We start from the raw sequence: 22488 nt of genomic DNA, 5'->3' as shown, positions 1-22488 counted from the left end.
TCGCGTGGGGTGTCTTCAAGAGCGGCCGGGATTTCGATCCGACCATGCTGAGAGTAGGTCAAGCCTGCTTCCAGCAGGCTTGACCGCGAACATAGGATCTCGGCTCTACAGGGACATTACCGGCATTGTCAGCTTCGCGGCTGACGCCGCTCCTACAAGGCTCAGTCTTCCAGCATCTCCATCCAGGTCGCTTCAGCCTGCTCCAGCTGCTGCGCCAGCACTTCACGCTCGCCGCCCAGCCGGGCCATCTTCGCCGCGTCGGCGTAGTTGGCCGAATCAGCCAGCTGCGCATCCACTTCAGCCAGCGATTCACCCAGCTGCTCGACCTTCTTCTCGGCCGCTTCCAGCTTGTGTGGATTGATCGGCTTCTTGTTCGAAGTTGGCTTGACCGGTGCCACCTGTGCAACCGGTGCGATAGCTGCCGGCTTCTCCTGACGGTCGCTCTTGTTGCGTGAACCCTGTGCGCTGGCGCGGGTGCGCAACCACTGTGCGTACTCGTCCAGATCGCCTGCAAACGGCTCAACCACACCATCGGCTACACGCCAGAACGTATCGCAGACCAGGCCAATCAGATGGCGGTCATGCGAAACCATCACGATTGCGCCTTCAAACACGGCCAGTGCTTCGGCCAGCGCCTCGCGCATTTCCAGATCAAGGTGGTTGGTCGGTTCGTCGAGCAGCAGCACGTTCGGCTGCTGCCAGGCAATCAAGGCCAGCGCCAGACGCGCACGCTCACCACCGGAGAAACCATCCACGGTCTCGAATGCGCGATCGCCCGCGAAGTTCCACTTGCCGAGGAAGTCGCGGAACGACTGGTTCACACCGTCCGGGGCGATCTCGCGGAAGTGATCCATCGGCGTCATGCCGGCGTGCAGCGATTCCACCGTGTGCTGGGCGAAGTAACCAATCTGCAGATCCGGGTGGGCCATGCGGTCACCTGCCAGCAACGGCAGGTCGCCAACCAGTGATTTCACCAGCGTGGTCTTACCGGCACCGTTCGGGCCAAGCAGGCCGACACGCTGGCCTGCTTCCAGACCGAAGCCGACGTTGTCCAGGATCACCGCGTCCGGACCGTAGCCAGCGGTGACGTCGTTGAGGCGGATCAGCGAGAACGGCAGCTTGGCCGGCGGCGAGAACTCGATGCGGAACTCGCGCTCGGCGCGCACCGCTTCGGTGCCTGCCATCTTGGCCAGACGCTTCATGCGGCTCTGCGCCTGGGTGGCCTTGCTGGCCTGCGCCTTGAAGCGATCGATGAAGCTCTGCAGGTGCGCGCGCTCGGCCTGTTCCTTCTCGTGCGTGATCTGCTGCTGGCGCAGGTGCTCGGCACGCTGGCGCTCGAAGTCGGTGTAACCACCCGGGTAGAGCTTGGCGGTGCCGCTGTGCAGGTGCAGGGTATGCGTGGCGACGTTGTCGAGGAACTCGCGGTCATGCGAGATCAGCAGCAGCGTGCCCGGGTACTTCAGCAGCCACTGTTCGAGCCAGTACACGGCGTCCAGATCCAAGTGGTTGGTCGGTTCGTCGAGCAGCAACAGGTCGCTGGGCATCATCAGCGCGCGGGCAAGGTTCAAGCGCGCACGCCAGCCACCGGAGAACGCCGCAACTGGACGCTCGTGGGTGTTGGCCGGGAAACCCAAACCATGCAGCAGCTTGCCTGCACGGGCTTCGGCGTCATAGGCATTGAGCTCGCCCATCTTCTGGTGCGCGTTGGCGACGGCTTCCCAGTCTTCGCGCGCAGCAGCGGCGGCGGCTTCCTGCAGCACCGCGGCGACCACGTCGTCACCGCCGAGCACATAGTCGATGGCGCGGTCGGTCAGCGCAGGGGTTTCCTGGGCGACGTCGGCGATGCGGATCTTGCCAGGCAGCGACACGTCGCCCTTGTCGGCTTCCAGTTCACCACGCACGGCAGCAAACAGGCTGGATTTACCTGCGCCATTACGGCCCACCACGCCTACGCGATAGCCGGCATGCAGGGTGAGGTCTACGTTGGACAACAGCAGGCGCTCGCCCCGGCGAAGGGCGAAATTACGAAGGGAAATCATGAATAGGTCCGTTATAACGAAAAGGAATGTGCATGTGAGCAGCATTCCTGCGACGCAATTCTAACGTTAACCAATACTTGACTCACCTCCTGTTATCGCACGCGCCTGAACGGCGTTGCCTGACGGGGAGCAAGTACTCGCAATGCCAAATCGCCTTTGCTGAACTGAAAAAGCTTTCAAAAGCAACAATTTAGCTGCGCCATCCGGTTTGACACGAGGTAAAAATTCCATTAATTCGTTAATGGCGCACCGCAACAGCCGCGAACCCCACGCGCCGCCGATGCCGCCACTCAATACCGGAGCTGCAACCTGATGAACCGCAAGTCCAGCACCCTAGCCGTCGCCATTGCCATCGCCCTTGGCGCCCCGGCCCTGCCCGCCCTGGCCCAGACCGCCAATACCCTGGATACCGTGATCGTTACCGGTACCCGCGTCGCCGACCGCACCGTGGCCGAGTCGCAGTCGCCTATCGACATCATTACCCCGGAGGCGCTGCAGTCCACCGGCACCGGTGAGTTGGCCACCGCGCTGTCGCGCGCCCTGCCTTCGCTGAACTTCCCGCGCCCTGCCCTGACCGACGGCACCAGCGGCATCCGCCCGGCGCAGCTGCGCGGCCTCTCGCCTGACCAGGTGCTGGTGCTGGTCAACGGCAAGCGCCGCCACACCTCGGCGATGATCAACGTCAACGGCAGCATCGGCCGCGGTTCTTCGGCGGTGGACATCAATGCCATTCCGATCGCCGCCATCGAGCGCGTGGAAGTGCTGCGTGACGGCGCCTCCGCCCAGTACGGCTCGGACGCCATCGCCGGCGTGGTCAACATCGTGCTCAAGGGCAGCGGCAAGGGCGGCAGCCTCGCCGTGGATTACGGCCAGTACTCGGCCGGTGACGGCAACAAGTACCAGCTCTCCGGCGACACCGGCGTCAGCTTTGCCGATGGCCGTGGCAGCGTGCATTTCGCCGGCCAGGTCAGCCAGCAGGACGAGAGCAACCGCGCCGGTCCTTACCGCGGCACCACGCCGAACACCGGCAACTTCCCGTCCATCGGTGAAAAGACCTTCGTGGTCGGCGACCCGCGCGTGGATGCCACCGCAGCCTCGGTCAATGCCGGCTTCAACTTCAGCGACAACATCAGCGCCTACGCCAGCGCGCTGCTGAGCAACCGCGACATCACCTCGTTTGCGTTCTACCGCTCGCCCAACCACAGCGGCCAGACCGCGCTGCTGGCGCAGACCTACCCGGACGGCTACGTGCCGCAGATCAACCAGTACTCCAAGGACCGCTCGCTGGTGGCCGGCGTCAAGGGCAATACCGAGAGCGGCTGGACCTGGGATGTCAGCGTCAACCATGGTGAAAACACCCTGGATTTCCACACCCGCAACAGCATCAATTACAGCCTGGGCGTGAACAGCCCGACCTCGTTCTACGACGGCACGCTGAAGTACCAGCAGGACATCTTCAACGCCGACATCACCAAGTCGCTGGATTGGGGCCTGGCCTACCCGGTCACGCTGTCCTTCGGTGGTGAGTACCGTCGCGAGAAGTGGGAACAGGAAGCAGGTGAGCTGAACTCCTATACCGGCAGCGGCGCGCAGGGTTTCGGTGGTTTCACCCCGACCAACGAAGTGCATAACGACCGCCACAACTATGCTGTCTATGCTGGCCTGGAAGCCGACCTGACCGAAAAGTTCTCCGCCGGCCTGACCGGTCGCTACGAGGACTACTCGGACTTCGGCGACAAGTTCTCCGGCAAGCTGTCGGCGCGCTACGCCTTCACCGACAAGGTCGCGCTGCGTGCTACCGCTTCCAGCGGCTTCCGCGCCCCGTCGCTGGCCCAGCAGAGCTACCAGGCGGTGACCAGCACCATCATCAACGGTGCCTTCGTTGACCGCGGCACCTTCCCCACCACCAGCCTTGCCGCACAGGCGCTGGGCGCCAGCCCGCTGAAGGCCGAAAGCTCCACTTCCTACAGCCTGGGCCTGGTGTTGCAGCCGGTTGATCGCCTGTATCTGACCGTCGATGCCTACCAGATCGATATCGACGATCGCATCGCGCTGTCCACCAACATCACCACCAACGCTGCTGCCAATGCGCTGCTGGCCGGCCTTGGGCTGCCGCAGGTCACCGCGTTCTCCTACTTCACCAATGGCGTGGACACCCGCACCCGCGGTGTTGATGCGGTCTCCAGCTACACCATCCCGTTCACCGCCAGCAATCTGGAGCTGACCGCTGCCTACAGCTACAACGAAACCGAGGTGAAGAAGTTCATCGCCTCGCCGGCGGTGTTCGGCAGCCTGGGCATCACCCAGTCGCTGATCGGTCGCGACGAAATCGGCCGCATCGAGGACAGCTTCCCGCGTGACAAGGCCATCGTCAGCGGCACCTGGCGCTCGGACCGCTGGGAACTGGGCCTGTCGGCCACCCGCTACGGCAGCTTCACCGTGCGCAACTCGGCCACTGCTACCCGCGACCAGACCTACGACGCCAGCTGGGTGGTGGATGCCTCGGCCAGCTTCAAGCCCAGCGAAAACTGGAAGCTGACCCTGGGTGCCGACAACCTGCTGGACCAGTACCCGGACCGCACTGCCGATCTGCAGAACTCGACCTGGGGCATGCTGCCGTACAGCAACTACTCCCCGTATGGCTTCAACGGCGCTTACGTCTACGGCCGTATCAGCTACACCTGGTAAAACCGGTTCGATGTCGTGAAAGGAAGATGCCCTGGGAAACCGGGGCACCTTCTTTGCACTGGATTGCCGTTGCCCGGCCACAACGCGTTGCAGCGCAAGCACTGCCTCAGGCAGCTTCCGGAAACACCTTCGCGCAGAGGAAATCCACCAGTGCCCGCACCTTCGGCGACGGGTATTTGCTGGCCGGCCACAGCACGTTGAAAACACCAGCTCCACCCACCTGATCGACCAGGATCGGCTGCAGCAGCCCCGCGGCCAGCGGCTCGCGGATGGCGAAATCCGGCAGGTAGGCAATCCCCAGGCCGCGCAGCGCGAAGCACACGCGCGTCTCGATGTTGTTGCAGATCATCGAAGTCGGCAGTTGCAGCTCGGTCTCGCCGGCTGCGCGCCGCAGCACCCAGCTTTCCAGCTTGCCGCTGTTGGGGAAGCGATAGTGCAGGCAGCTGTGCTGCTCGAGATCGGCCGGCGTCTGCGGCACGCCGCGGCGCGCCAGGTACTCTGGCGACGCCACCAGCCGCATATGAAAGCTACCCAGACGGCGCGCCGACAGACGCGAGTCGGCCGGTTCACCGGTGCGCACCACCGCATCGAAGCCTTCCTCGATGACATCGACCATGCGGTCGGTGAAGTCCAGGTCCAGCTCGATCTGCGGATACGCGCGCATGAACTCGCCCAGCACCGGCAGCATCAACGAACTGACCAACGGCAGGCTCACCCGCAGGCGTCCGCGTGGCGCCGCGCTGGCCTGCGACAGTTCCAGCTCTGCGGCATCAATCTCGGCCAGGATGCGACGGCTGCGCTCCAGGAACAGCGTGCCTTCAGCGGTGAGGGTCACGCTGCGGGTGCTGCGGTGAAACAGACGCACACCCAGCTTCTCTTCCAGCCGCGCAACACTCTTGCCGATCGCCGAGGCCGACACCCCCAACTCACGCCCGGCCGCGACGAAGCTGCGCGTTTCAGCCACCTGCACAAACACCACGAAGCCGTTGAGGCTGTCCATGATCCGCCTTCCGTTTGATTGCGGACATTTTATTCCGCGCATCACGGAACTGCAGCCTGCTTTTTCTTCAATCGCTGGATTTCTATCGTCACGGCCTGCCCATTCAAGCGAGCCAACCGCGATGACGACCCCCACGTTTCCCATACCCCCACGTGCCATGCCTGATCCGGTTTTGGCACCCATCCAGACCGTCGTGCAGCAGGCATTGGACCAACAGCGTCTGGTCGGCACGGTGGTGCTGGTCGCCCGTGACGGCGAGTTGATCCACCGCCAGGCCAGCGGCCTCGCCGACCGCGCCAGCGCGCGCCCGATGAGTGTGAACACCGTGTTCCGGCTGGCTTCGGTCAGCAAGCCGATCGTCTCCACCGCAGCCATGGTGCTGGTGGCACAGGGCAAACTCGAGCTGGACGCAGGCATCGAACACTGGCTGCCGGAATTCCAGCCACGCTTGGCCGACGGTCGCCCGGCACGGATCAGCGCACGGCAACTGCTCAGCCACACCGCAGGCCTTGGTTACCGTTTCTTCGAGCCCGATGCTGACGGTCCGTATGCCCGGGCAGGCGTCTCCGACGGCATGGATGCCTCCGGCATCAGCCTGCAGGAAAACCTGCGCCGCCTCGCCGGAGTATCGCTGCTCTACCAACCCGGCAGCGCCTGGGGCTACTCGCTGGCGACCGATGTGCTGGGTGCCTTGATCGAACGCATCCACGGCACGCCGCTGCAGCAGGCCGTGCAGCAACTGCTAACCGGTCCGCTGGGGATGAGCGATACCGGCTTCGTCGCCGGTGATTCCCAGCGCGTGGCAAGCGCCTATGTAAGCGATGCAGCGCAGCCACACCTGCTCAGCGAGGGCGAGATTGTTTCGCCGTTCGATGGCGCCATCGGCATCAGCTACAGCCCGGCACGCATCTTCGATGCGCATGCCTTCCCCTCGGCTGGCGCGGGCATGGCTGGCACTGCCGGTGACCTGCTGCGTTTGCTGGAAACACTGCGCGTTGGCGGCAATGGGTTGCTGCCTGCCGAACTGATCGCTGAGATGGGGAGTGACCAGACCGCTGGGCTGGAGCTGCCCAGCGCACCGGGTTTCGGCTTCGGCCTCGGCTTCTCCGTCCTGCGCGACCCAGTGCTTGCCGCCACACCGGAATCGCCAGGCACCTGGCGTTGGGGCGGCGCCTACGGTCATTCCTGGTTTGTGGACAGGGCACAGGGCCTGAGCGTGGTCGCCTTCACCAATACGCTGTACGAAGGCATGTCCGGTCGCTTCGTCACTGACCTGCGCGACGCGGTTTACGCTGCAGTGGAGCTGCACTGATGCGCGCCGCAGCCTCTGAACGTTTGCCCCTTGGTGCACTGCTCGCATTGGCCATGGCTGGCTTCATCACCATCCTCACCGAAGCATTGCCCGCTGGCCTGCTACCGCAGATGGCGCGCGGCCTTGCCGTGTCCGAAGCATGGATAGGACAGACCGTGACGGTCTACGCGATCGGCTCGCTGCTGGCGGCGATTCCACTGACCAGCGCCACCCAAGGTGTACGCCGTCGCCCGCTGCTGCTGGCGGCAATAGCTGGCTTCGCCATTGCCAATACGGTCACCACCTTCTCCAGCAGCTACACGCTGACGATGCTGGCCCGCTTTCTCGCCGGTGTTTCCGCCGGTCTGCTGTGGGCCTTGCTGGCGGGCTATGCGGCGCGCATGGTGCCCGCGCATCAACAAGGCAAGGCGATTGCCATCGCAATGGTGGGCACGCCGCTGGCGCTGTCGCTGGGCGTGCCGGCCGGCACCTTGTTCGGCAACCTGCTGGGCTGGCGCATCTGTTTTGGCACGATGAGCCTATTGGCGTTGGCGCTGATGCTGTGGGTGCGGTTCAAGGTGCCGGACTTCGCAGGTCAGTCGGCAAGCCGGCAGCTGCCGCTGCGGCAGGTGTTCTTCATCGCCGGTGTTCGTCCGGTGCTGCTCGTGGTGCTGGGCTTCGTGCTGGCCCACAACATTCTTTACACCTACATCGCGCCATTCCTGAGCGCTGCCGGCATGGGCGGGCGCACCGACCTGGTGCTGCTGGTGTTCGGCATGACCTCACTGCTGGGCATCTGGATCGTCGGCGTGCTGGTCGATCAACACCTGCGTGCGTTGACGCTTGCCAGCACCGTACTGTTCGGCGCGGCCGCACTCGCTCTCGGGCTGGCCAGTGAGACGCCGCTTGTGGTCTACGCCGCAGTGGCGGTCTGGGGTATTGCCTTCGGCGGCGCTGCGACCCTGTTCCAGACGGCTTTGGCAAAGGCCGCCGGGGACGCGGCCGATGTCGCCCAATCCATGCTGGTCACCGCCTGGAACGCGTCAATCGCCGGTGGCGGCATCATCGGCGGTGCGCTGCTTGGCCGATGGGGCGTCAGCGCCTTCGCCCCGGTGCTACTGGTGCTGTTGCTGGCAACGCTGGTGGTGGTCTGGCTTGCCAAACAGCATGGGTTTGCAGCAGCCAAGGCGGCGCTGGGTGGCCGCAGCGAGGCGCAGCCATGAACAGGTCCAGTGCGCTGTTCTTCATTGCCTTGGGGCTGTTCGGGCTTTATGCCGTCGAGTTCAGTGTGGTCGGCATCCTGCCTGCCATCATCCAGCGCCATGGCATCAGCGTCGCCCAGGCCGGTTGGCTGGTCGCGCTGTTCGCAGCGGTGGTTGCATTGTGCGGGCCTGCGCTGGTGCTGTGGTTTGGTCGCTTCGACCGCCGCAAGGTGTTGGTGGCGTCCTTGCTGGTCTTCAGCCTGTGCAGCCTGCTGTCAGCCTGGGCACCCAGCTTCGCGGTATTGATGGCGTTGCGTGTGCCCTCTGCCCTGCTGCACCCGGTGTTCTTCTCGATGGCCTTTGCCTCCGCTATCGCGCTCTACCCGCCACAACGGGCGGCGCATGCCACCGCGCTGGCCTTCTCCGGCACCACATTGGGCTTAGTGCTGGGCGTGCCGGTGGCAAGCTGGGTCGGAGCAGCCTTGTCCTATGAGGCCCCGTTCCTGTTCTGCGCGACGGTGAATCTGGCGGCCGCCATCGGTCTGTGGATCAAGCTGCCTGATGGGCGCGGAACAACGCGAACGACGATCATCGATCCGCTGGCGGTGCTGCGCCGGAGCAAGGTGTGGCTGTCGATCGCAACAGCGGTGTGCGTGTTCGCCGCGATGTTCTCGGTCTATAGCTACGCGGCCGAATACCTTGCCCGCCAAGCCCGGCTGGACGGCGAGGCGATCAGCCTGCTGCTCGGCGTCTTCGGTGTGGGCGGCGTACTCGGCAACCTGTTGGCAGGCCGCGCCTTGGACCGCCAGCTCGGTTGGACCGTGCTGGCATACCCGGTGCTGCTGGCGGCGGCCTATGCGCTACTGCTGCGCTTCGCCTCACCGGCGCTGGCAGGCATGCTGCCGATCTGCCTGCTATGGGGCGCAGCCCACGCCAGCGGGTTGATCGTCAGCCAGATGTGGATGAGCTCGGCCGCGCCCGAGGCACCCGAGTTCGCCACCAGCCTGTATGTTTCCGCCGCCAACCTCGGTGTGGTGCTCGGCGCCGCGCTCGGCGGCAGCCTCATCGGCGCCTTGGGGATAAACGGAATCATCTGGAGTGGCTGGTTGTTTGCCGCGTTGGCGGCTGTCACGGTGCTGGCCAGGAAGCCATGGCAGGCCGCTCGTGCAGCATGAAGGGCGCAGCGCGAGCGGCCTTCAAGGGAGCCACCGCAACCCTCAATTCCAAAAAAATATCGGATATTTCCGGCATTTAGCCGCATGTACACCGGTAGCACCTTTAGAATCGAGGCATCCCCCACCCGACCCAGCGAGCCCTGATGCACCATGACACCGCCCTGATCAACATGATTGCCATCGGTTTGGGCCTGGCCTTCGTGCTTGGTGCCCTGGCCAACAAACTGCGGCTGTCGCCGCTGGTGGGCTATCTGGTTGCCGGTGTCATCGTGGGACCGTTCACGCCGGGCTTTGTCGCCGATCAGGCGCTGGCCAACCAGCTGGCCGAAATCGGCGTGATGCTGCTGATGTTCGGGGTTGGCCTGCACTTCTCATTGAAGGACCTGATGGCGGTCAAGGCCATCGCCATCCCCGGCGCGATCGGCCAGATATTGGTCGCCACCCTGCTCGGCTGGGGCGTGGCCACGTTGATGGGCTGGCCGGTGCTGCATGGCGTGATCTTTGGTTTCTCGCTGGCCACCGCCTCCACCGTGGTGCTGCTGCGGGCGATGGAAGAGCGCCGCCTGCTGGAAACCACGCGCGGCAAGATCGCGGTCGGCTGGTTGATCGTGGAAGACCTGGCCTGTGTGCTGGCACTGGTGATGATGCCGGTGATCGCCGACGTATTCGGCCCCGAGGCCAACGGCAAGGAGTTGTCCATCGGCGGGCTGCTGGCCTCGATTGGCTGGACCTTCGTGCAGTTGGGCCTGTTCGTGGCGGTGATGCTGGTGGTCGGCCGCCGTGTCATTCCGTGGGTGCTGGAAAAAGTGGCCGGCACCGGTTCGCGCGAGTTGTTCACCCTGTGCGTGCTGGCAATTGCATTGGGTGTGGCGTTCGGCGCTGCCGCCTTGTTCGGCGTGTCCTTCGCACTGGGCGCGTTCTTCGCCGGCATGATGCTCAACGAATCCGAGCTCAGCCATAAGGCGGCACACGATTCGCTGCCGCTGCGCGATGCGTTCGCGGTGCTGTTCTTCGTTTCGGTCGGCATGTTGTTCAACCCGATGATCATCGTCGAGCATCCGTGGCAGGTGCTGGCAACGGTGCTGATCATCATGTTCGGCAAGTCGGCTGCAGCCTTCTTCATCGTGCGTGCGTTCGGCCATTCCAAGAGCACCGCGCTGACCATTTCCGCGTCGCTGGCGCAGATCGGCGAGTTCGCTTTCATCATCGCCGGCCTCGGTGTGGCGCTGAAAATCCTGCCGCCGACCGGGCAATCGCTGGTACTGGCCGGTGCACTGGTGTCGATCATGCTCAACCCGGTGGTATTCGGCCTGCTCGACCGCTGGCAGGCGCGCCATAAGGAAACCACGCCGGTACCGGAAGTGCCCGAAATCCCACCGGGCCCGTCGCTGGACCTGCAGGACCACGCCATCGTGGTCGGCTATGGCCGGGTTGGCAGCGAGCTGGCGCAGGTGCTGCGCGACCGCGGTGTGCCAGTGCTGGTGATCGATGACAACCGCGAGCACGTAGAACGCGCACACGCCGCAGGCATTCCCGGCATTCGTGGCAGTGCTGCCTCAGACAAGGTGCTGGCCGAAGCGCATCCAGAGCGCGCGACGATTGCAGTGCTGGCGATCCCACAGCCACTGGAGTCAGGCGAAGTGCTGGCCAAGCTGCGCGCGATCAACCCCAATCTGACCTTGCTCGCCCGCGCCCACAGCGACGCCGAGGTCAAACATCTGCTCGACCATGGCGCCGATGGCACGGTGATGGCCGAGCGCGAGCTGGCCTATTCGCTGGCGGAGATGATCATGTCCACCCCGCCGTACCGCAGCCTGCGCCCGGGCATGCCTCAGCCGGCCGCCAGCGGCACATAAATATCGGCGCGCAGGATGGCCTCGGGTACCTCTTCGGGGTCGTCCAGGAAGTGGTAATGCAGCGGTGCATCACGCAGGGCGTGGCCACTGCCCGGCAACCAATCGCGCAGCAGCTGATCGGTGGCGTCTTCCAGCAGCGCGTAACTGCCGACATGGCGCAGCCGCGCCATGCGGCCGCCACCGAGGACCAAGCGCTGCAGTGATTCCGGCAGCGCCGGCAGTTCGGTATCCAGCGCGAGTGCGCAATCAAACAGCAGCTCTTCGGCAGGCACTTCCCGGTGATCGCCCAGCGGCACGCCGATCAGCTGCTGTAGCTGCTCGATCAGGCCCTGCTCCGCAGCCCAGCCGAACAGTTCACCAAACACGCCATCCAGATCATCAAAGGCACCCTGCGCACGCAGCGCCACCACTTCGAATGGTTCCAGCGTGATGACTTCCACGCTCAGTGGCGCGGACTTTTCAGCTCGCGGCAATGGACGTGACAACTGCTCGATGCTGGCGGCCAAGTGCTTGGGATCGCCCCGCAGCTCGCTGGCGCTGGCATCCACCGTCTCCCGCAGCACCCGCGCCAAGGCTTGCGGTGTGTCGTAACCGGCCAGCAAGGCGATCTCGGTAACACTGGCATCGCTATGCGCCAAGCGCTGCAAGGCCTTGACCACGCGCAGCCGCTGCACGGTGCGGCCGATGGTTTCGCCGGTCAGCGCGCGGTACACGCGATGGAAGTGGAACGGCGAGTAATGGGCAATGGCAGCCAGTGCATCCAGATCCGGCAACGGCCCGCCGACATCGATGCTTTGCTGCAGGCAGGCGATGACCCGGTCCAGGCGTGGCAACTGCGCGACATTGGCTTTCATTGCGATGTCTCCATGGAAGGTGATGCCATTGCAACGCCGCCGCTCAGCTCGCGCGGTTCCGATCTTGCGCAGTCGCTGCCGGCTCACCCGGCACGCGCGCCAGGTAATCCTGCAGCAGGTCGATGGCCTGGCGCACCTTGGCTGGCTGGGTCTGTCGATGCGGAGTAACCGCCCAGGCCGGCAGTGGCGGCACCTCCCATTCCGGCAGCAAGCGCTGCAGGCTGCCTGCATCCAATAGGGGCGAGGCATCCAGACAGGTCAGCACCGCCACGCCCAGACCGGCCTCGCACAAGCGCAACACCGCCGGCTGGTTCTGGCTGGCGATGCGCGGGTGCGCGGGCACCAACCGCTCCTCGCCGTTTTCGCGATGCCTCCAGACCAGTCCCGGCACCTGCGGCATGCCCAGCCATTCGGCCGCGGGTATCTGCAGCGGATCGCCGGGTAGCCCGTGCCGCTGCAGCCATGCCGGTGCCGCGCACGGCCAGCGTTGCAGGCTGCCCAGGCGTTGCGCCATCCAGTCGCTGTCCGGCAGCTGGCCGAAGCGCAGCGCTACATCGATGCGCGCCTGCAACAGATCGGTCCAACCATCGTCAAAGAACAGGTGCAGGCGCAGCTGCGGGTTGTCCTGCAACCAAGCACCCAGGGCCGGCCCGATATGCGCGGCCATGCCCAACGGCGCTGACAGGCGCAACTCACCGCTGGGTGCCTGCCGGGCCGCCGAGAGCTCTGCCTCGGCCTCGCCCGCTGCATCCAGCAGGCGCGCGCAGGCGGCGTAGTAGCGACTGCCTACATCGGTCAGTGCCAAGCGCCGCGTCGAACGGTGCAGCAAGGCGACGCCAGCGTCCTGCTCCAGGGCGCGCACCTGCTGACTCACCGCCGAGGTACTCATGCCCAGCGCCCGCGCCGCCGCACTCATCGAACCGTGCTGCACCACCTGGGCAAACAAGGCCATCCGTTTGACGCTATCCAAGGGACACCTCCGTCCTTCCATTGTGAAGCACAGCTTCAAGGTGGTTGTGATTTTTTGCGACTGCCACTGCCCCGGCTATCGGCGGACACTGGCCTCATTCCCCACCCCAAGGACGTTCCCATGAAAGTTGCCCTGATCGGTGCCACCGGCTTTGTCGGCAAGGCCGTACTCGACGAACTGCTGGCCCGCGGCCATGACGTGACCGCGCTGGTCCGCGACCCGGCCAAGCTGGAAGCCCGACCGCAGCTGCAGGTGGCCAAGGCTGATGTGCTCAATGCCGATGAAGTGCAGGCAGCCGTTGCCGGTGCCGACGCGGTGATCAGCGCCTATAACGCCGGCTGGGCCAACCCGGATCTGTACAACGAGTTCCTGCGCGGCACCCGCGCGATCGTCGCCGGCACCAAGGCTGCGGGCGTGAAGCGTTACATCGTGATTGGTGGCGCCGGCAGCCTGTATGCGCCAGACGGTACCCAGCTGGTGGATTCACCCAACTTCCCGGCCGCGATCTATCCCGGCGCCAGCGCGGCCCGTGATGCGCTGACCGAGCTGCGCGATGAGACGTCGTTGGATTGGACCCAGCTGAGCCCGCCGGTTGCGTTCCATCCGGGTAGTGCGACCGAGCGCACCGGCAACTACCGGGTTGGCAGCGAGACGCCGCTGAGCACTGGCGATGGCCCGGGCACGATCAGCGCAGCGGATCTGGCGGTAGCAGTGGTGGATGAGCTGGATGCGCCGAAGCACATTGGCATGCGGTTTACGGTTGCCTGGTAAAAGCTGAAAGCTGCCCTCACCCCAACCCCTCTCCCGTTAACGGGAGAGGGGCTAGTGCACTACGAGGGCAAGCAATGCGAGCCCCTCTCCCGCCTGCGGGAGAGGGGTTGGGGTGAGGGGAAGCTTCTAACAAGCAGACTCCGCTCTTGATCTGCCTCTCAAGCCCCAGCCAACGCCTGCTCCAGATCCGCCAGCAAGTCATCGATGTGTTCGATGCCCACCGACAGACGCACGGTATCCAGCGTCACCCCCGCCTTCTCCAACTCCGCCGCATCCAATTGCCGATGCGTGGTGGACGCCGGATGCGTAGCCAAGGACTTGGCATCACCCAGATTCACCAACCGTGTAAACAACTGCAGCGCATCCAGGAAGCGCGCCCCAGCCTCACGCCCGCCCGGCAAGCCGAACGTCAACACACCCGAGCCATGCCCGCGCAGATACTTCTGCACCAACGCATGCTCCGGATGATCAGGCAATGCGGCGTAGTTCACCCAGGCAACTTTCGCGTGCTTCTGCAGATAATTGGCCACAGCCAGCGTATTGCTGTTGATCCGGTCCATACGCAGCGCCAGCGTCTCGATACCCTGCAGGATCTGGAACGCGTTGAACGGCGAAATCGCCGCGCCCATGTTGCGCAACGGCACCACCCGCGCACGGCCAATGAAGGCCGCCGGGCCAAGCGCTTCTGTATAGACCACACCGTGGTAACTCACATCCGGCGTATTGAGGCGCGGGAAGCGCTCCTTGTGCTCGGCCCACGGGAAACGACCCGAATCGACAATCGCGCCGCCAAGGCTGGTGCCATGGCCGCCGAGATACTTGGTCAATGAGTGCACGACGATATCGGCGCCGAAATCGAACGAGCGCTGCAGATACGGCGTAGCCACGGTGTTGTCGACGATCACCGGCACGCCATGGGCGTGGGCGATCCTGGCGATGGCCTCGATATCGGTGATGTTGCCACGCGGGTTGCCGATCGACTCGACGAACACCGCCTTGGTGCGCTCGTCGATCAAGGCCGCAAAGGCCTGCGGATCGCGGTAGTCGGCAAAGCGGGTCTGGATGCCGAACTGCGGCAGCGTATGCGCGAACAGGTTGTAGGTGCCGCCGTACAGCGCGCTGGACGCCAGGATATTGTCGCCGGCCTCGGCAATGGTCTGGATGGCGTAGGTGATCGCGGCCTGGCCCGAGGCCAGCGCCAACGCACCGATGCCGCCTTCCAAGGCCGCGATGCGCTTCTCCAGCACATCGGTGGTCGGGTTCATGATGCGGGTATAGATATTGCCCTGCACCTTGAGGTCGAACAGATCGGCACCGTGCTGGGTGTCGTCAAAGGCGTAGGCAACGGTCTGGTAGATCGGCACCGCGACTGCGCGGGTGGTCGGATCAGGGGAATAGCCGCCATGCACGGCGATGGTTTCAGGCTTCCACTGCGGGTCGGTCATCGGAGTGCTCGCTAAGGAGTGACCGCTGACGATAGCCGAGGATGGATGGCAACCGGTGGACGGTTGCAGGGGTTACTTGTGAGGGGATGGAATCTTCTGATGCATTTTCAGCTAGAAGCTTCCCCTCACCCCAACCCCTCTCCCGTAAACGGGAGAGGGGCTAATGCACTAGCCGCCGACACGATCCTAGCCCCTCTCCCGCATGCGGGAGAGGGGTTGGGGTGAGGGCAGCTCTTAGAGCTTTTGAAGCTTTTGAAGCTTTTGAAGCGTTGGCTCCGGCTCTCAGCCCTTGCCAAACTGCAAATGTCCACCACCACCGGCTTCCACCTTGATGGTGTCGCCGCTGACGAACTCGCCGGACAGAATCTTCTGCGCCAACGGATTCTCCAGCTGGGCCTGGATCGCACGCTTCAACGGACGTGCGCCATACACCGGATCGAAGCCGACATTGCTCAACACATCGAAGGCCGAATCCGACACATCGAGGCTCAGGCCACGCTCGCCCAGGCGCTTCTCCAGCCCACGCATCTGGATGCGTGCGATCTGTTTGATCTGCTGCTTGTCCAGCGGGTGGAACACGACGATGTCGTCCAGGCGGTTGATGAACTCCGGACGGAAGTGCGCCTGCACCACGCCCATCACCGCGGCCTTCATCTGCGTATAGGCTTCCGGGCTGTCGTCGCCGCTCATGTCCTGGATCTGGTGCGAGCCCAGGTTCGAGGTCATCACGATGACGGTGTTGCGGAAGTCCACCGTGCGGCCCTGTCCATCGGTCAAACGACCATCGTCCAGCACCTGTAGCAGGATGTTGAACACATCCGGATGCGCCTTCTCCACCTCGTCCAGCAGGATCACGCTGTACGGGCGACGACGCACCGCTTCGGTCAGGTAGCCACCTTCCTCGTAGCCCACATAACCCGGGGGCGCGCCGATCAGGCGCGACACGCTGTGCTTCTCCATGAACTCACTCATGTCGATGCGCACCATCGCGTCCGGCGAGTCGAACAGGAAGTCGGCCAGCGCCTTGGTCAGCTCGGTCTTGCCCACACCGGTCGGGCCCAGGAACAGGAACGAGCCGCTCGGGCGATTCGGATCCGACAGGCCAGCGCGCGAGCGCCGCACCGCGTCGGAGACCACGCGGATTGCTTCTTCCTGCCCAACCACGCGGTTGTGCAGCATGTCTTCCATGCGCAGCAGCTTGTCACGCTCGCCTTCGAGCATCTTGCTGACCGGAATACCGGTCCAGCGCGAGACGACCTCGGCGATTTCCTCGTCGGTCACCTTGTCCTGCACCAGCCGGAAGTCCTTGCGGTCCACTTCCTGCGCAGCAGCGAGCTGCTTTTCCAGGTTCGGCAACAGGCCGTACTGGATCTCGCTCATCTTGGCGAAGTCCTGGCGGCGCTGCGCAGCTTCCAGATCAAGTTTTGCCTTCTCGACCTGCTCCTTGATCTTGGTAGCGCCCTGCAGCGCAGCCTTCTCCGACTTCCAGATTTCGTTGAGGTCGGAGAACTCGCGCTCCAGCGTGTCAATGTCGGCTTCCAGATCGGCCAGGCGCTTGCGCGAGGCGTCATCCTTTTCCTTCTTCAGCATTTCGCGCTGGATCTTGAGCTGGATCAAACGACGCTCCAGACGATCAAGTTCCTCCGGCTTGGAGTCGATCTCCATGCGGATGCGCGAGGCTGCCTCGTCCATCAGGTCGATGGCCTTGTCCGGTAGCTGGCGGTCGGTGATGTAGCGGTTCGACAGCGTCGCCGCAGCAACCACGGCCGGGTCGGTGATCTCCACGCCATGGTGCACCGCGTAGCGTTCCTTCAGGCCACGCAGGATGGCAATGGTGTCCTCGACCGTCGGCTCACCGACAAACACCTTCTGGAAGCGGCGTTCCAGCGCAGCGTCCTTCTCGATGTACTGGCGGTATTCGTCCAGCGTGGTAGCGCCGATGCAATGCAGCTCGCCGCGCGCAAGCGCCGGCTTGAGCATATTGCCCGCATCCATCGCGCCCTCGCCCTTGCCGGCGCCGACCATGGTGTGCAGCTCGTCGATGAACAGGATGATCTGACCTTCGTTCTTGGACAGATCATTGAGCACAGCCTTCAGCCGCTCCTCGAACTCGCCGCGGAACTTGGCACCGGCAATCAGCGCACCCATATCCAACGAGAGCACGCGCTTGCCACGCAGGCCCTCGGGCACTTCGTCGTTGATGATGCGCTGGGCCAGGCCTTCGACAATCGCGGTCTTGCCCACGCCGGGTTCACCGATCAGCACCGGGTTGTTCTTGGTACGGCGCTGCAGCACCTGGATGGTGCGGCGGATTTCTTCGTCGCGGCCAATCACCGGGTCGAGCTTGCCGCTTTCGGCACGCGCGGTCAGGTCGATGGTGTATTTTTCCAGCGCCTGGCGCTGCTCTTCGGCGTTTTCGCTTTGCACGGTTTCTCCGCCGCGCAGCTTGTCGATCGCGGCTTTTACTTTGTTCTTGTCAGCGCCAGCAGCACGCAGGGCCATGCCGGCCGGGCCGCCATCGTCCACCGCCGCCAGCAGGAACCACTCGCTGGCGATGAACTGGTCGTTGTGCTGCTGGGCCAGCTTGTCAGTGTTGTTGAGCAGGCGATTGAGATCGTTGCCCATCGACAGGCTGCCGGCCTGGCCGGACACCTTGGGCAATGCATCCAGCGCCTCGGTCAGCCGCTCGCGCAGCACCGGCACGTTGACGCCGGCCTGGGCCAGCAAGGGCCGGCTGCTGCCACCGGGCTGATCGAGCAGCGCGCTGAGCACATGCACCGGCTCGATGATGTTGTTATCACGGCCAACCGCCAGCGACTGGGCATCTGCCAAGGCTTTCTGGAAATTGGAGGTGAGCTTATCCATCCGCATGGGTCTTCTTCCTCAAAGTTGGGAGGCCAGCATTGCTGGCGATACTGATTCAGATGCGGTTGCAACGGCGTGATTCAAGGGTGAATAGCGCCCTTGTTCAGCTGCAATCACAATCCCGCTCCAGTATCACCAGCTGCCGTCACCGCAACCTTGATCCAACGCAAGCGGCGGCGCGGCTCAGCCGCGCGTGATCGCCGCGCGCAAAGCCCGCAGCTGCTGCTTCACCGCCTGTTGCTGGCTGGCATCCATGCGCAGCAAGGCTTTCTGCCCGATCGACAGCGATTGCAGGGCCGGATCGACGAAGCGATAGCGGCCCTTGCCGTCCGGCTCCACTGCCAGCGGGCGGGCTGGCTCGGGGGTCTGCAGCAGGTGGTCGATGACCGCTACCAACCTGTCATTGAAATGGCCGTCGGGGTGGCCGATGTCGCGATAGGCCTGCTGCAGCAAGGGATAGAAGCGCTTGTAGGCAGCCGCTACGGCACCCGCGTCGGCGCGGGTAAAGGCTTCCACGTAGGGCGCGTACCGCGCGGCATTGGCGGCTGCCAACTGCTCACCGCCAGCACTGCCCTGCTCTAGCTGCAGCGCGCCCGGTAACGGCCGCACTGCCATCGCCGCACCTGGCAGGCTGGGCTGGGTCAGGTTGTCCACATGCACCACCACGCGCTGGATCAGCTGTTCGCGCAGCAGCACGGCCAAGGCTTCTGCCGGGAACAATCCGCTCAATGCCTGCCAGCTGGAGGCATCGCTATCTGCCAGTGCAGGCAAGGCCGGATCGGCGGCGACATCGAGCGGATATTTGGGACCGGCGGCTTGTTCGGCCGGCGCTTGCGGCAGAGTTATCGGTGCCGCCGCGTTATCAACCGGCGGCGCAGCTGCCACTGCGGGCTGGCGCAGCTGCGCTACATCATCACGGAACATCCACCATGCAGCGCCGCCAACCGCGACGACGCCAACCACTGCCCAGGGCCACACTGCTTTGCGCTTCTGCATCACTTGCACCTTCGTTGCATGTGATGGTGTGACCCTGTTTATCCCGCCGGGTTCCCCGGCGGTTCAAGCCTCGTGCATCAACGCTGTTTCTGCAGCGACATCAGGCCGATGACGACCGCCAGCACCGCATAGGCAGCTGACACCTGCAAAGTTATCGACTGACGCAGGCCTTCCATCTGCCACGGCAGGTAAACGCCGCCGCGCGGATCGGTGGAATGGATCACGCCAAACGCGCTCAACACCGCCGCCACAAACAGCAGGCTCACCGCCACGCCGGGACGGCGCTCGATCAAGGCCACCAAGGCCGCCGCCCAGATCATCGCACTGATGATGAAACCATTGCCCAGCAACTGCAGCGTGGCCACATCCGACAGGCCATGGCCGTCGACCGCCGCATACAGTGCTGCCGCCGCGTCCGGTGCCACCCAGGTGCCAAACTTGATGTTGATCAGGTAGGCAATCGCCGGCAGGAAGGCCAGCGCCACCGCGATCGGATGCTCGCGCTTGGTCTGCTGGAAGGCTTGCACGGTGATGTCCAGACCGACGAAAACAATAATCGGTGCCAGCACCGCCACCGGCAGCCACTGCACCAACCCAGCGACGACGCCCAACACGCCGCCGATTCCGATGAACAGACCGGTCAGCAGCGTGTAGCCAGTGCGTGCGCCCAAGCGCTTGTACGCCGGCTGGCCGATGTACGGGGTGGTCTGCGCGACGCCGCCGCAGACACCAGCGATCAGCGTGGCGATGGCCTCGACCAGCAGGATGTCGCGGGTGCGGTAGTCATCACCGGCAGCGCGCGCGCTCTCGGCCACATTGATGCCGCCCACCACCATCAACAGACCGAACGGCAGCAGCAACGACAGATACGGCACGGTCAGCGGCAGGCCTTCGACAAAGCCCAGTGAGGGCAGCGGCAAAGCCACAGCGAAAGAAATAGCAGGCGGCCATTGGAAGCCGGTCAGGGCGCCAGCGGCGCCCAGTCCGTAGTACAGGGCAACACCAACCAGCAGCGAGAACAGCACGCCCGGCAAGCGTAGCGGCACCACGCCGCGCGCGACCAGCACGTACAGCAGCACGCCCAGCGTAACCAGGCCGACCAGCGGCTGGCGCATGCTTTCGATCAACGGCAGGAAGCCGAGCAGGGTCAACGCCGCACCGCCGATGGAGCCCAGCAGGGCGGCGCGCGGCACATGGCGGGTGACCGCATCGCCGACGAAGGACAGCACCAGCTTGAGCAGGCCCATCACCACCAGCGAGGCCATGCCCAGCTTCCAGGTCGCCATCGCTGCCGCCTGCGGGTCCATGCCCAGCTGCTTGAAGCCGACGAAGGCCGGGCCCAGCACCAGCAGCGCCATGCCGATGCTGGTCGGCGCATCCAGGCCCAGCGGCATCGCGGTGACATCATCGCGCCCGCTGCGGGCAGCGAGGCGGCGCGCCATCACCGTGTACATCAGGTTGCCGATCAACACACCAAAGGCGGTGCCGGGGAACATGCGGCCAAACACCACATCGGCGGGGAACTGGAAGATCCCGACCAGCGCCATCGCGATGAAGCCTAGGATCGACAGGTTGTCGACCACCAGACCGAAGAAGCCGTTGAGATCGCCTGCGACGAACCAACGCGGGCGGGATGTTGATGCGGAAGAATTCATGGGGGATATCGTCAGGAAAGCGGAGCGATGGTAACGCTGGGAGAAAGCGTGCGGATGGAACAGATCATTCGTTGGTGGGCAGTTTCACCCAGCCCAGCACCGGGCCACGGCTGGGATTGCGGTAGCGCAGCTGCAACCAGCCATCGGCTTCGTCCATAAGCTCGACGCGGTCGCCTTTGAGCAGGTAACGCTTGGTGGAGGTGTCGCCAGCCTTGCTGTACAGCGGCAGCTTTGCCGGTACCACCGATGCGCTGCGGCCCTGCATCGGGACATCTTCCAGAGGCGGGTCGAATGCATTCCATAGCGCGGTCTCAAGCCGTTTGCCTGCCGCGTCCCAGGTGCTCCAGACCGTCAGTATCTCGGCATCTTCCACTGGCCCCAGATCCACCACCTGCGCCAGGCCTTCGGTGTCGATGAAGGCATTGCGCATCGATCGGTACAGGTAGAGCTTGTTGCCTTGGTAGCGGTAAATGTCGCTGTACCACATTGGCCCGCTGCGGCAACTGCTGCTCAACGTGCGTGTGGCGGGGTCCGGGGTCAGCGACCAGAAGCCTTCGCAGCTGATTTCCGGCGCCTCGGGGGCGGCCAAGGCACGGAACTGGCCACTGCCCGGCTCGTACAGGTAGACCGTGACTGATTCGTTGACCTGGCCCAGCGTCGCGCTGGTGTCCAGGTCCTGATAGCCGTCGAAGTTGTAGTCGGCATGGCCCAGACGGGAGCCGCCGCCCTCTTCGTCGGTAGACGCTGGCAACCGTTGTTTGGCCGCTGAGCGGTTGGTACCTACCTCGATATTGCCGTCAGCCAGCAGCCGCGCCTGTGCAGTTACGCCCGGGCTGACCTCGAAGCGGATCTGGCCTTCATCGGCCGCCAGCGCTTTCGCCGCCAACAGCGACAAGCCCACCATCAGCAGGCCACAGGCGCCATTGCGTAGGCGCAACGTTGATTTCACTGGCGTCATAAGGGAGCTCATCTGCAACCGGAAGCTGCCCGCAGGCTAGCCGATCCGGCGCTGATCAGAACGAAACCTCGACCGGCTGCCGCGACCACAGCACCGACTGGTGCTTGGTGGCCTGCTTCCATGCCAGGCGGATGGCTTCGATGTCGTTGCGGCGTTGCGGGCTGTCCTCGTGCAGGATCACCAGCACCTTGGTGCGAAGCCGGTTCGGCTCGGGTGCACCGCGGAACAACCATTGGCCGTAGGCGTCGAAGACGGTCAGGCCGTCGGGGAAACGTGGGGTCACTTCCTTGTCGAGGAAAGCGCGCCACTGCGCCTCACTGATCACGTCGGTCTGCTCACGGGCCGACGGCCCGGTTTCCTCGCCCACGCCGAAATACAACTCGCTACGCACCCAACCGCCGGCCTCGGCCGGCCGCGCGGCATCGCCGTGCAGCTGCGCGCTCGGCGCCGGCTCCGCAGCAGGTGGGGCAGCGTTGGCACTGGCGGCAACGGCAAACAGCAGGGGCAACAGGACAGCGTGCAACTTCATGGAAAACCTCCGGGCAAGAGCAACACGGTGGCATCCAAGGCACCGCAAGGGATATCGCGTTTGGTTATCAGCCAATTGCCAGCAGGACTTGCATCCCGGGCGCTGTTAACGCGAAGATAATATATCGCTTCATCCGGATGGATGTAAGTCTTGACGTCATCCGCAATCCTTCTCCCCGCCCTTCCCCAACGTAT

General features: G+C 64.4%; 16 protein-coding genes. 6 read left to right on the top strand and 10 right to left on the bottom strand.

The window, feature by feature from the left end:
• Positions 1–161 precede the first annotated feature (161 nt).
• Positions 162–2039, bottom strand: coding sequence for an ABC-F family ATP-binding cassette domain-containing protein (locus tag ACVOLR_RS15440; RefSeq protein WP_481537215.1), 1878 nt, complete (start codon positions 2037–2039; stop codon positions 162–164).
• A 312-nt stretch (positions 2040–2351) separates the two neighbouring features.
• On the opposite strand from ACVOLR_RS15440, the gene ACVOLR_RS15435 reads away from it, so the two are divergent.
• On the top strand, positions 2352–4727 hold the full coding sequence (locus ACVOLR_RS15435; protein ID WP_481537214.1) for a TonB-dependent receptor plug domain-containing protein: 2376 nt from the start codon (positions 2352–2354) through the stop codon (positions 4725–4727).
• 106 nt (positions 4728–4833) lie between these two features.
• Here the strand turns inward: ACVOLR_RS15435 and ACVOLR_RS15430 are convergent, their stop codons facing one another.
• Positions 4834–5727 (bottom strand): LysR family transcriptional regulator, encoded by an 894-nt coding sequence (locus ACVOLR_RS15430; protein ID WP_481537213.1) that lies wholly within the window; start codon positions 5725–5727, stop codon positions 4834–4836.
• Between the two features lie 157 nt (positions 5728–5884).
• Between ACVOLR_RS15430 and ACVOLR_RS15425 the strand changes: the two genes are divergently transcribed.
• From ACVOLR_RS15425 to ybaL, 4 genes are all read left to right on the top strand, one after another.
• The gene (locus ACVOLR_RS15425; protein WP_481537212.1) at positions 5885–7039 is read left to right on the top strand and encodes a serine hydrolase domain-containing protein; all 1155 of its coding nucleotides are present in this window, start codon (positions 5885–5887) and stop codon (positions 7037–7039) included.
• Complete coding sequence (locus ACVOLR_RS15420; RefSeq protein WP_481537211.1) at positions 7039–8241, top strand: MFS transporter; 1203 nt, start codon at positions 7039–7041, stop codon at positions 8239–8241. Before ACVOLR_RS15425 ends, ACVOLR_RS15420 begins: the two co-directional genes overlap by 1 nt.
• Complete coding sequence (locus ACVOLR_RS15415) at positions 8238–9395, top strand: MFS transporter (protein ID WP_481537210.1); 1158 nt, start codon at positions 8238–8240, stop codon at positions 9393–9395. Before ACVOLR_RS15420 ends, ACVOLR_RS15415 begins: the two co-directional genes overlap by 4 nt.
• A 143-nt stretch (positions 9396–9538) precedes the next feature.
• A complete protein-coding gene (gene ybaL / locus ACVOLR_RS15410; protein ID WP_481537209.1) occupies positions 9539–11251 on the top strand; it encodes a YbaL family putative K(+) efflux transporter in 1713 nt (570 codons plus the stop codon).
• Here ybaL and ACVOLR_RS15405 read toward each other — a convergent pair.
• Both ACVOLR_RS15405 and ACVOLR_RS15400 read right to left on the bottom strand, forming a co-directional pair.
• Positions 11227–12105 carry an AraC family transcriptional regulator gene (locus ACVOLR_RS15405; RefSeq protein WP_481537208.1) on the bottom strand — a complete coding sequence of 293 codons (879 nt, stop codon included), beginning with the start codon at positions 12103–12105 and terminating at the stop codon, positions 11227–11229. The genes ybaL and ACVOLR_RS15405 overlap by 25 nt on opposite strands.
• A 43-nt stretch (positions 12106–12148) precedes the next feature.
• Positions 12149–13075: a LysR family transcriptional regulator gene (locus ACVOLR_RS15400; protein ID WP_481537207.1), complete on the bottom strand. Its 927-nt coding sequence runs from the start codon at positions 13073–13075 to the stop codon at positions 12149–12151.
• 120 nt (positions 13076–13195) lie between these two features.
• Here ACVOLR_RS15400 and ACVOLR_RS15395 point away from each other — a divergent pair, with 120 nt between their 5' ends.
• A complete protein-coding gene (locus ACVOLR_RS15395; RefSeq protein ID WP_481537206.1) occupies positions 13196–13846 on the top strand; it encodes an NAD(P)-dependent oxidoreductase in 651 nt (216 codons plus the stop codon).
• Between the two features lie 158 nt (positions 13847–14004).
• On the opposite strand, the gene ACVOLR_RS15390 is transcribed toward ACVOLR_RS15395, so the two are convergent.
• The 6 genes from ACVOLR_RS15390 to ACVOLR_RS15365 all read right to left on the bottom strand — a co-directional run bounded on the left by ACVOLR_RS15390 (position 14005) and on the right by ACVOLR_RS15365 (position 22294).
• Positions 14005–15291, bottom strand: coding sequence for an O-acetylhomoserine aminocarboxypropyltransferase/cysteine synthase family protein (locus tag ACVOLR_RS15390; RefSeq protein ID WP_481537205.1), 1287 nt, complete (start codon positions 15289–15291; stop codon positions 14005–14007).
• 282 nt (positions 15292–15573) lie between these two features.
• Positions 15574–18162 (bottom strand): ATP-dependent chaperone ClpB, encoded by a 2589-nt coding sequence (clpB, locus tag ACVOLR_RS15385; RefSeq protein ID WP_481537204.1) that lies wholly within the window; start codon positions 18160–18162, stop codon positions 15574–15576.
• 177 nt (positions 18163–18339) lie between these two features.
• Positions 18340–19152 carry a DUF3014 domain-containing protein gene (locus ACVOLR_RS15380; RefSeq protein ID WP_481537203.1) on the bottom strand — a complete coding sequence of 271 codons (813 nt, stop codon included), beginning with the start codon at positions 19150–19152 and terminating at the stop codon, positions 18340–18342.
• Between the two features lie 77 nt (positions 19153–19229).
• Positions 19230–20807: a hypothetical protein gene (locus ACVOLR_RS15375; RefSeq protein ID WP_481537202.1), complete on the bottom strand. Its 1578-nt coding sequence runs from the start codon at positions 20805–20807 to the stop codon at positions 19230–19232.
• Between the two features lie 64 nt (positions 20808–20871).
• Positions 20872–21765 carry an XAC2610-related protein gene (locus tag ACVOLR_RS15370; RefSeq protein WP_481537201.1) on the bottom strand — a complete coding sequence of 298 codons (894 nt, stop codon included), beginning with the start codon at positions 21763–21765 and terminating at the stop codon, positions 20872–20874.
• Positions 21766–21820: 55 nt separating this feature from the next.
• Entirely contained in the window at positions 21821–22294 is a 474-nt protein-coding gene (locus tag ACVOLR_RS15365; protein WP_481537200.1) for a DUF3574 domain-containing protein, read from the bottom strand.
• Positions 22295–22488: the final 194 nt, after the last annotated feature.

This window comes from Stenotrophomonas sp. STEN030, from assembly GCF_056759995.1.
Note: the sequence above shows the minus strand (reverse complement) of the source record. Positions and strands in the feature narration are given on the sequence as shown.

Coding starts and splice junctions, on each gene's coding strand:
- ACVOLR_RS15420 (WP_481537211.1), top strand. CDS start 7,039: ATGCGCGCCGCAGCCTCTGAACGTTTGCCCCTTGGTGCACTGCTCGCA.
- ACVOLR_RS15440 (WP_481537215.1), bottom strand. CDS start 2,039: ATGATTTCCCTTCGTAATTTCGCCCTTCGCCGGGGCGAGCGCCTGCTG.
- ybaL (WP_481537209.1), top strand. CDS start 9,539: ATGCACCATGACACCGCCCTGATCAACATGATTGCCATCGGTTTGGGC.
- ACVOLR_RS15425 (WP_481537212.1), top strand. CDS start 5,885: ATGCCTGATCCGGTTTTGGCACCCATCCAGACCGTCGTGCAGCAGGCA.
- ACVOLR_RS15375 (WP_481537202.1), bottom strand. CDS start 20,807: ATGAATTCTTCCGCATCAACATCCCGCCCGCGTTGGTTCGTCGCAGGC.
- ACVOLR_RS15370 (WP_481537201.1), bottom strand. CDS start 21,765: ATGACGCCAGTGAAATCAACGTTGCGCCTACGCAATGGCGCCTGTGGC.
- ACVOLR_RS15435 (WP_481537214.1), top strand. CDS start 2,352: ATGAACCGCAAGTCCAGCACCCTAGCCGTCGCCATTGCCATCGCCCTT.
- clpB (WP_481537204.1), bottom strand. CDS start 18,162: ATGCGGATGGATAAGCTCACCTCCAATTTCCAGAAAGCCTTGGCAGAT.
- ACVOLR_RS15430 (WP_481537213.1), bottom strand. CDS start 5,727: ATGGACAGCCTCAACGGCTTCGTGGTGTTTGTGCAGGTGGCTGAAACG.
- ACVOLR_RS15390 (WP_481537205.1), bottom strand. CDS start 15,291: ATGACCGACCCGCAGTGGAAGCCTGAAACCATCGCCGTGCATGGCGGC.
- ACVOLR_RS15405 (WP_481537208.1), bottom strand. CDS start 12,105: ATGAAAGCCAATGTCGCGCAGTTGCCACGCCTGGACCGGGTCATCGCC.
- ACVOLR_RS15380 (WP_481537203.1), bottom strand. CDS start 19,152: ATGCAGAAGCGCAAAGCAGTGTGGCCCTGGGCAGTGGTTGGCGTCGTC.
- ACVOLR_RS15395 (WP_481537206.1), top strand. CDS start 13,196: ATGAAAGTTGCCCTGATCGGTGCCACCGGCTTTGTCGGCAAGGCCGTA.
- ACVOLR_RS15415 (WP_481537210.1), top strand. CDS start 8,238: ATGAACAGGTCCAGTGCGCTGTTCTTCATTGCCTTGGGGCTGTTCGGG.
- ACVOLR_RS15365 (WP_481537200.1), bottom strand. CDS start 22,294: ATGAAGTTGCACGCTGTCCTGTTGCCCCTGCTGTTTGCCGTTGCCGCC.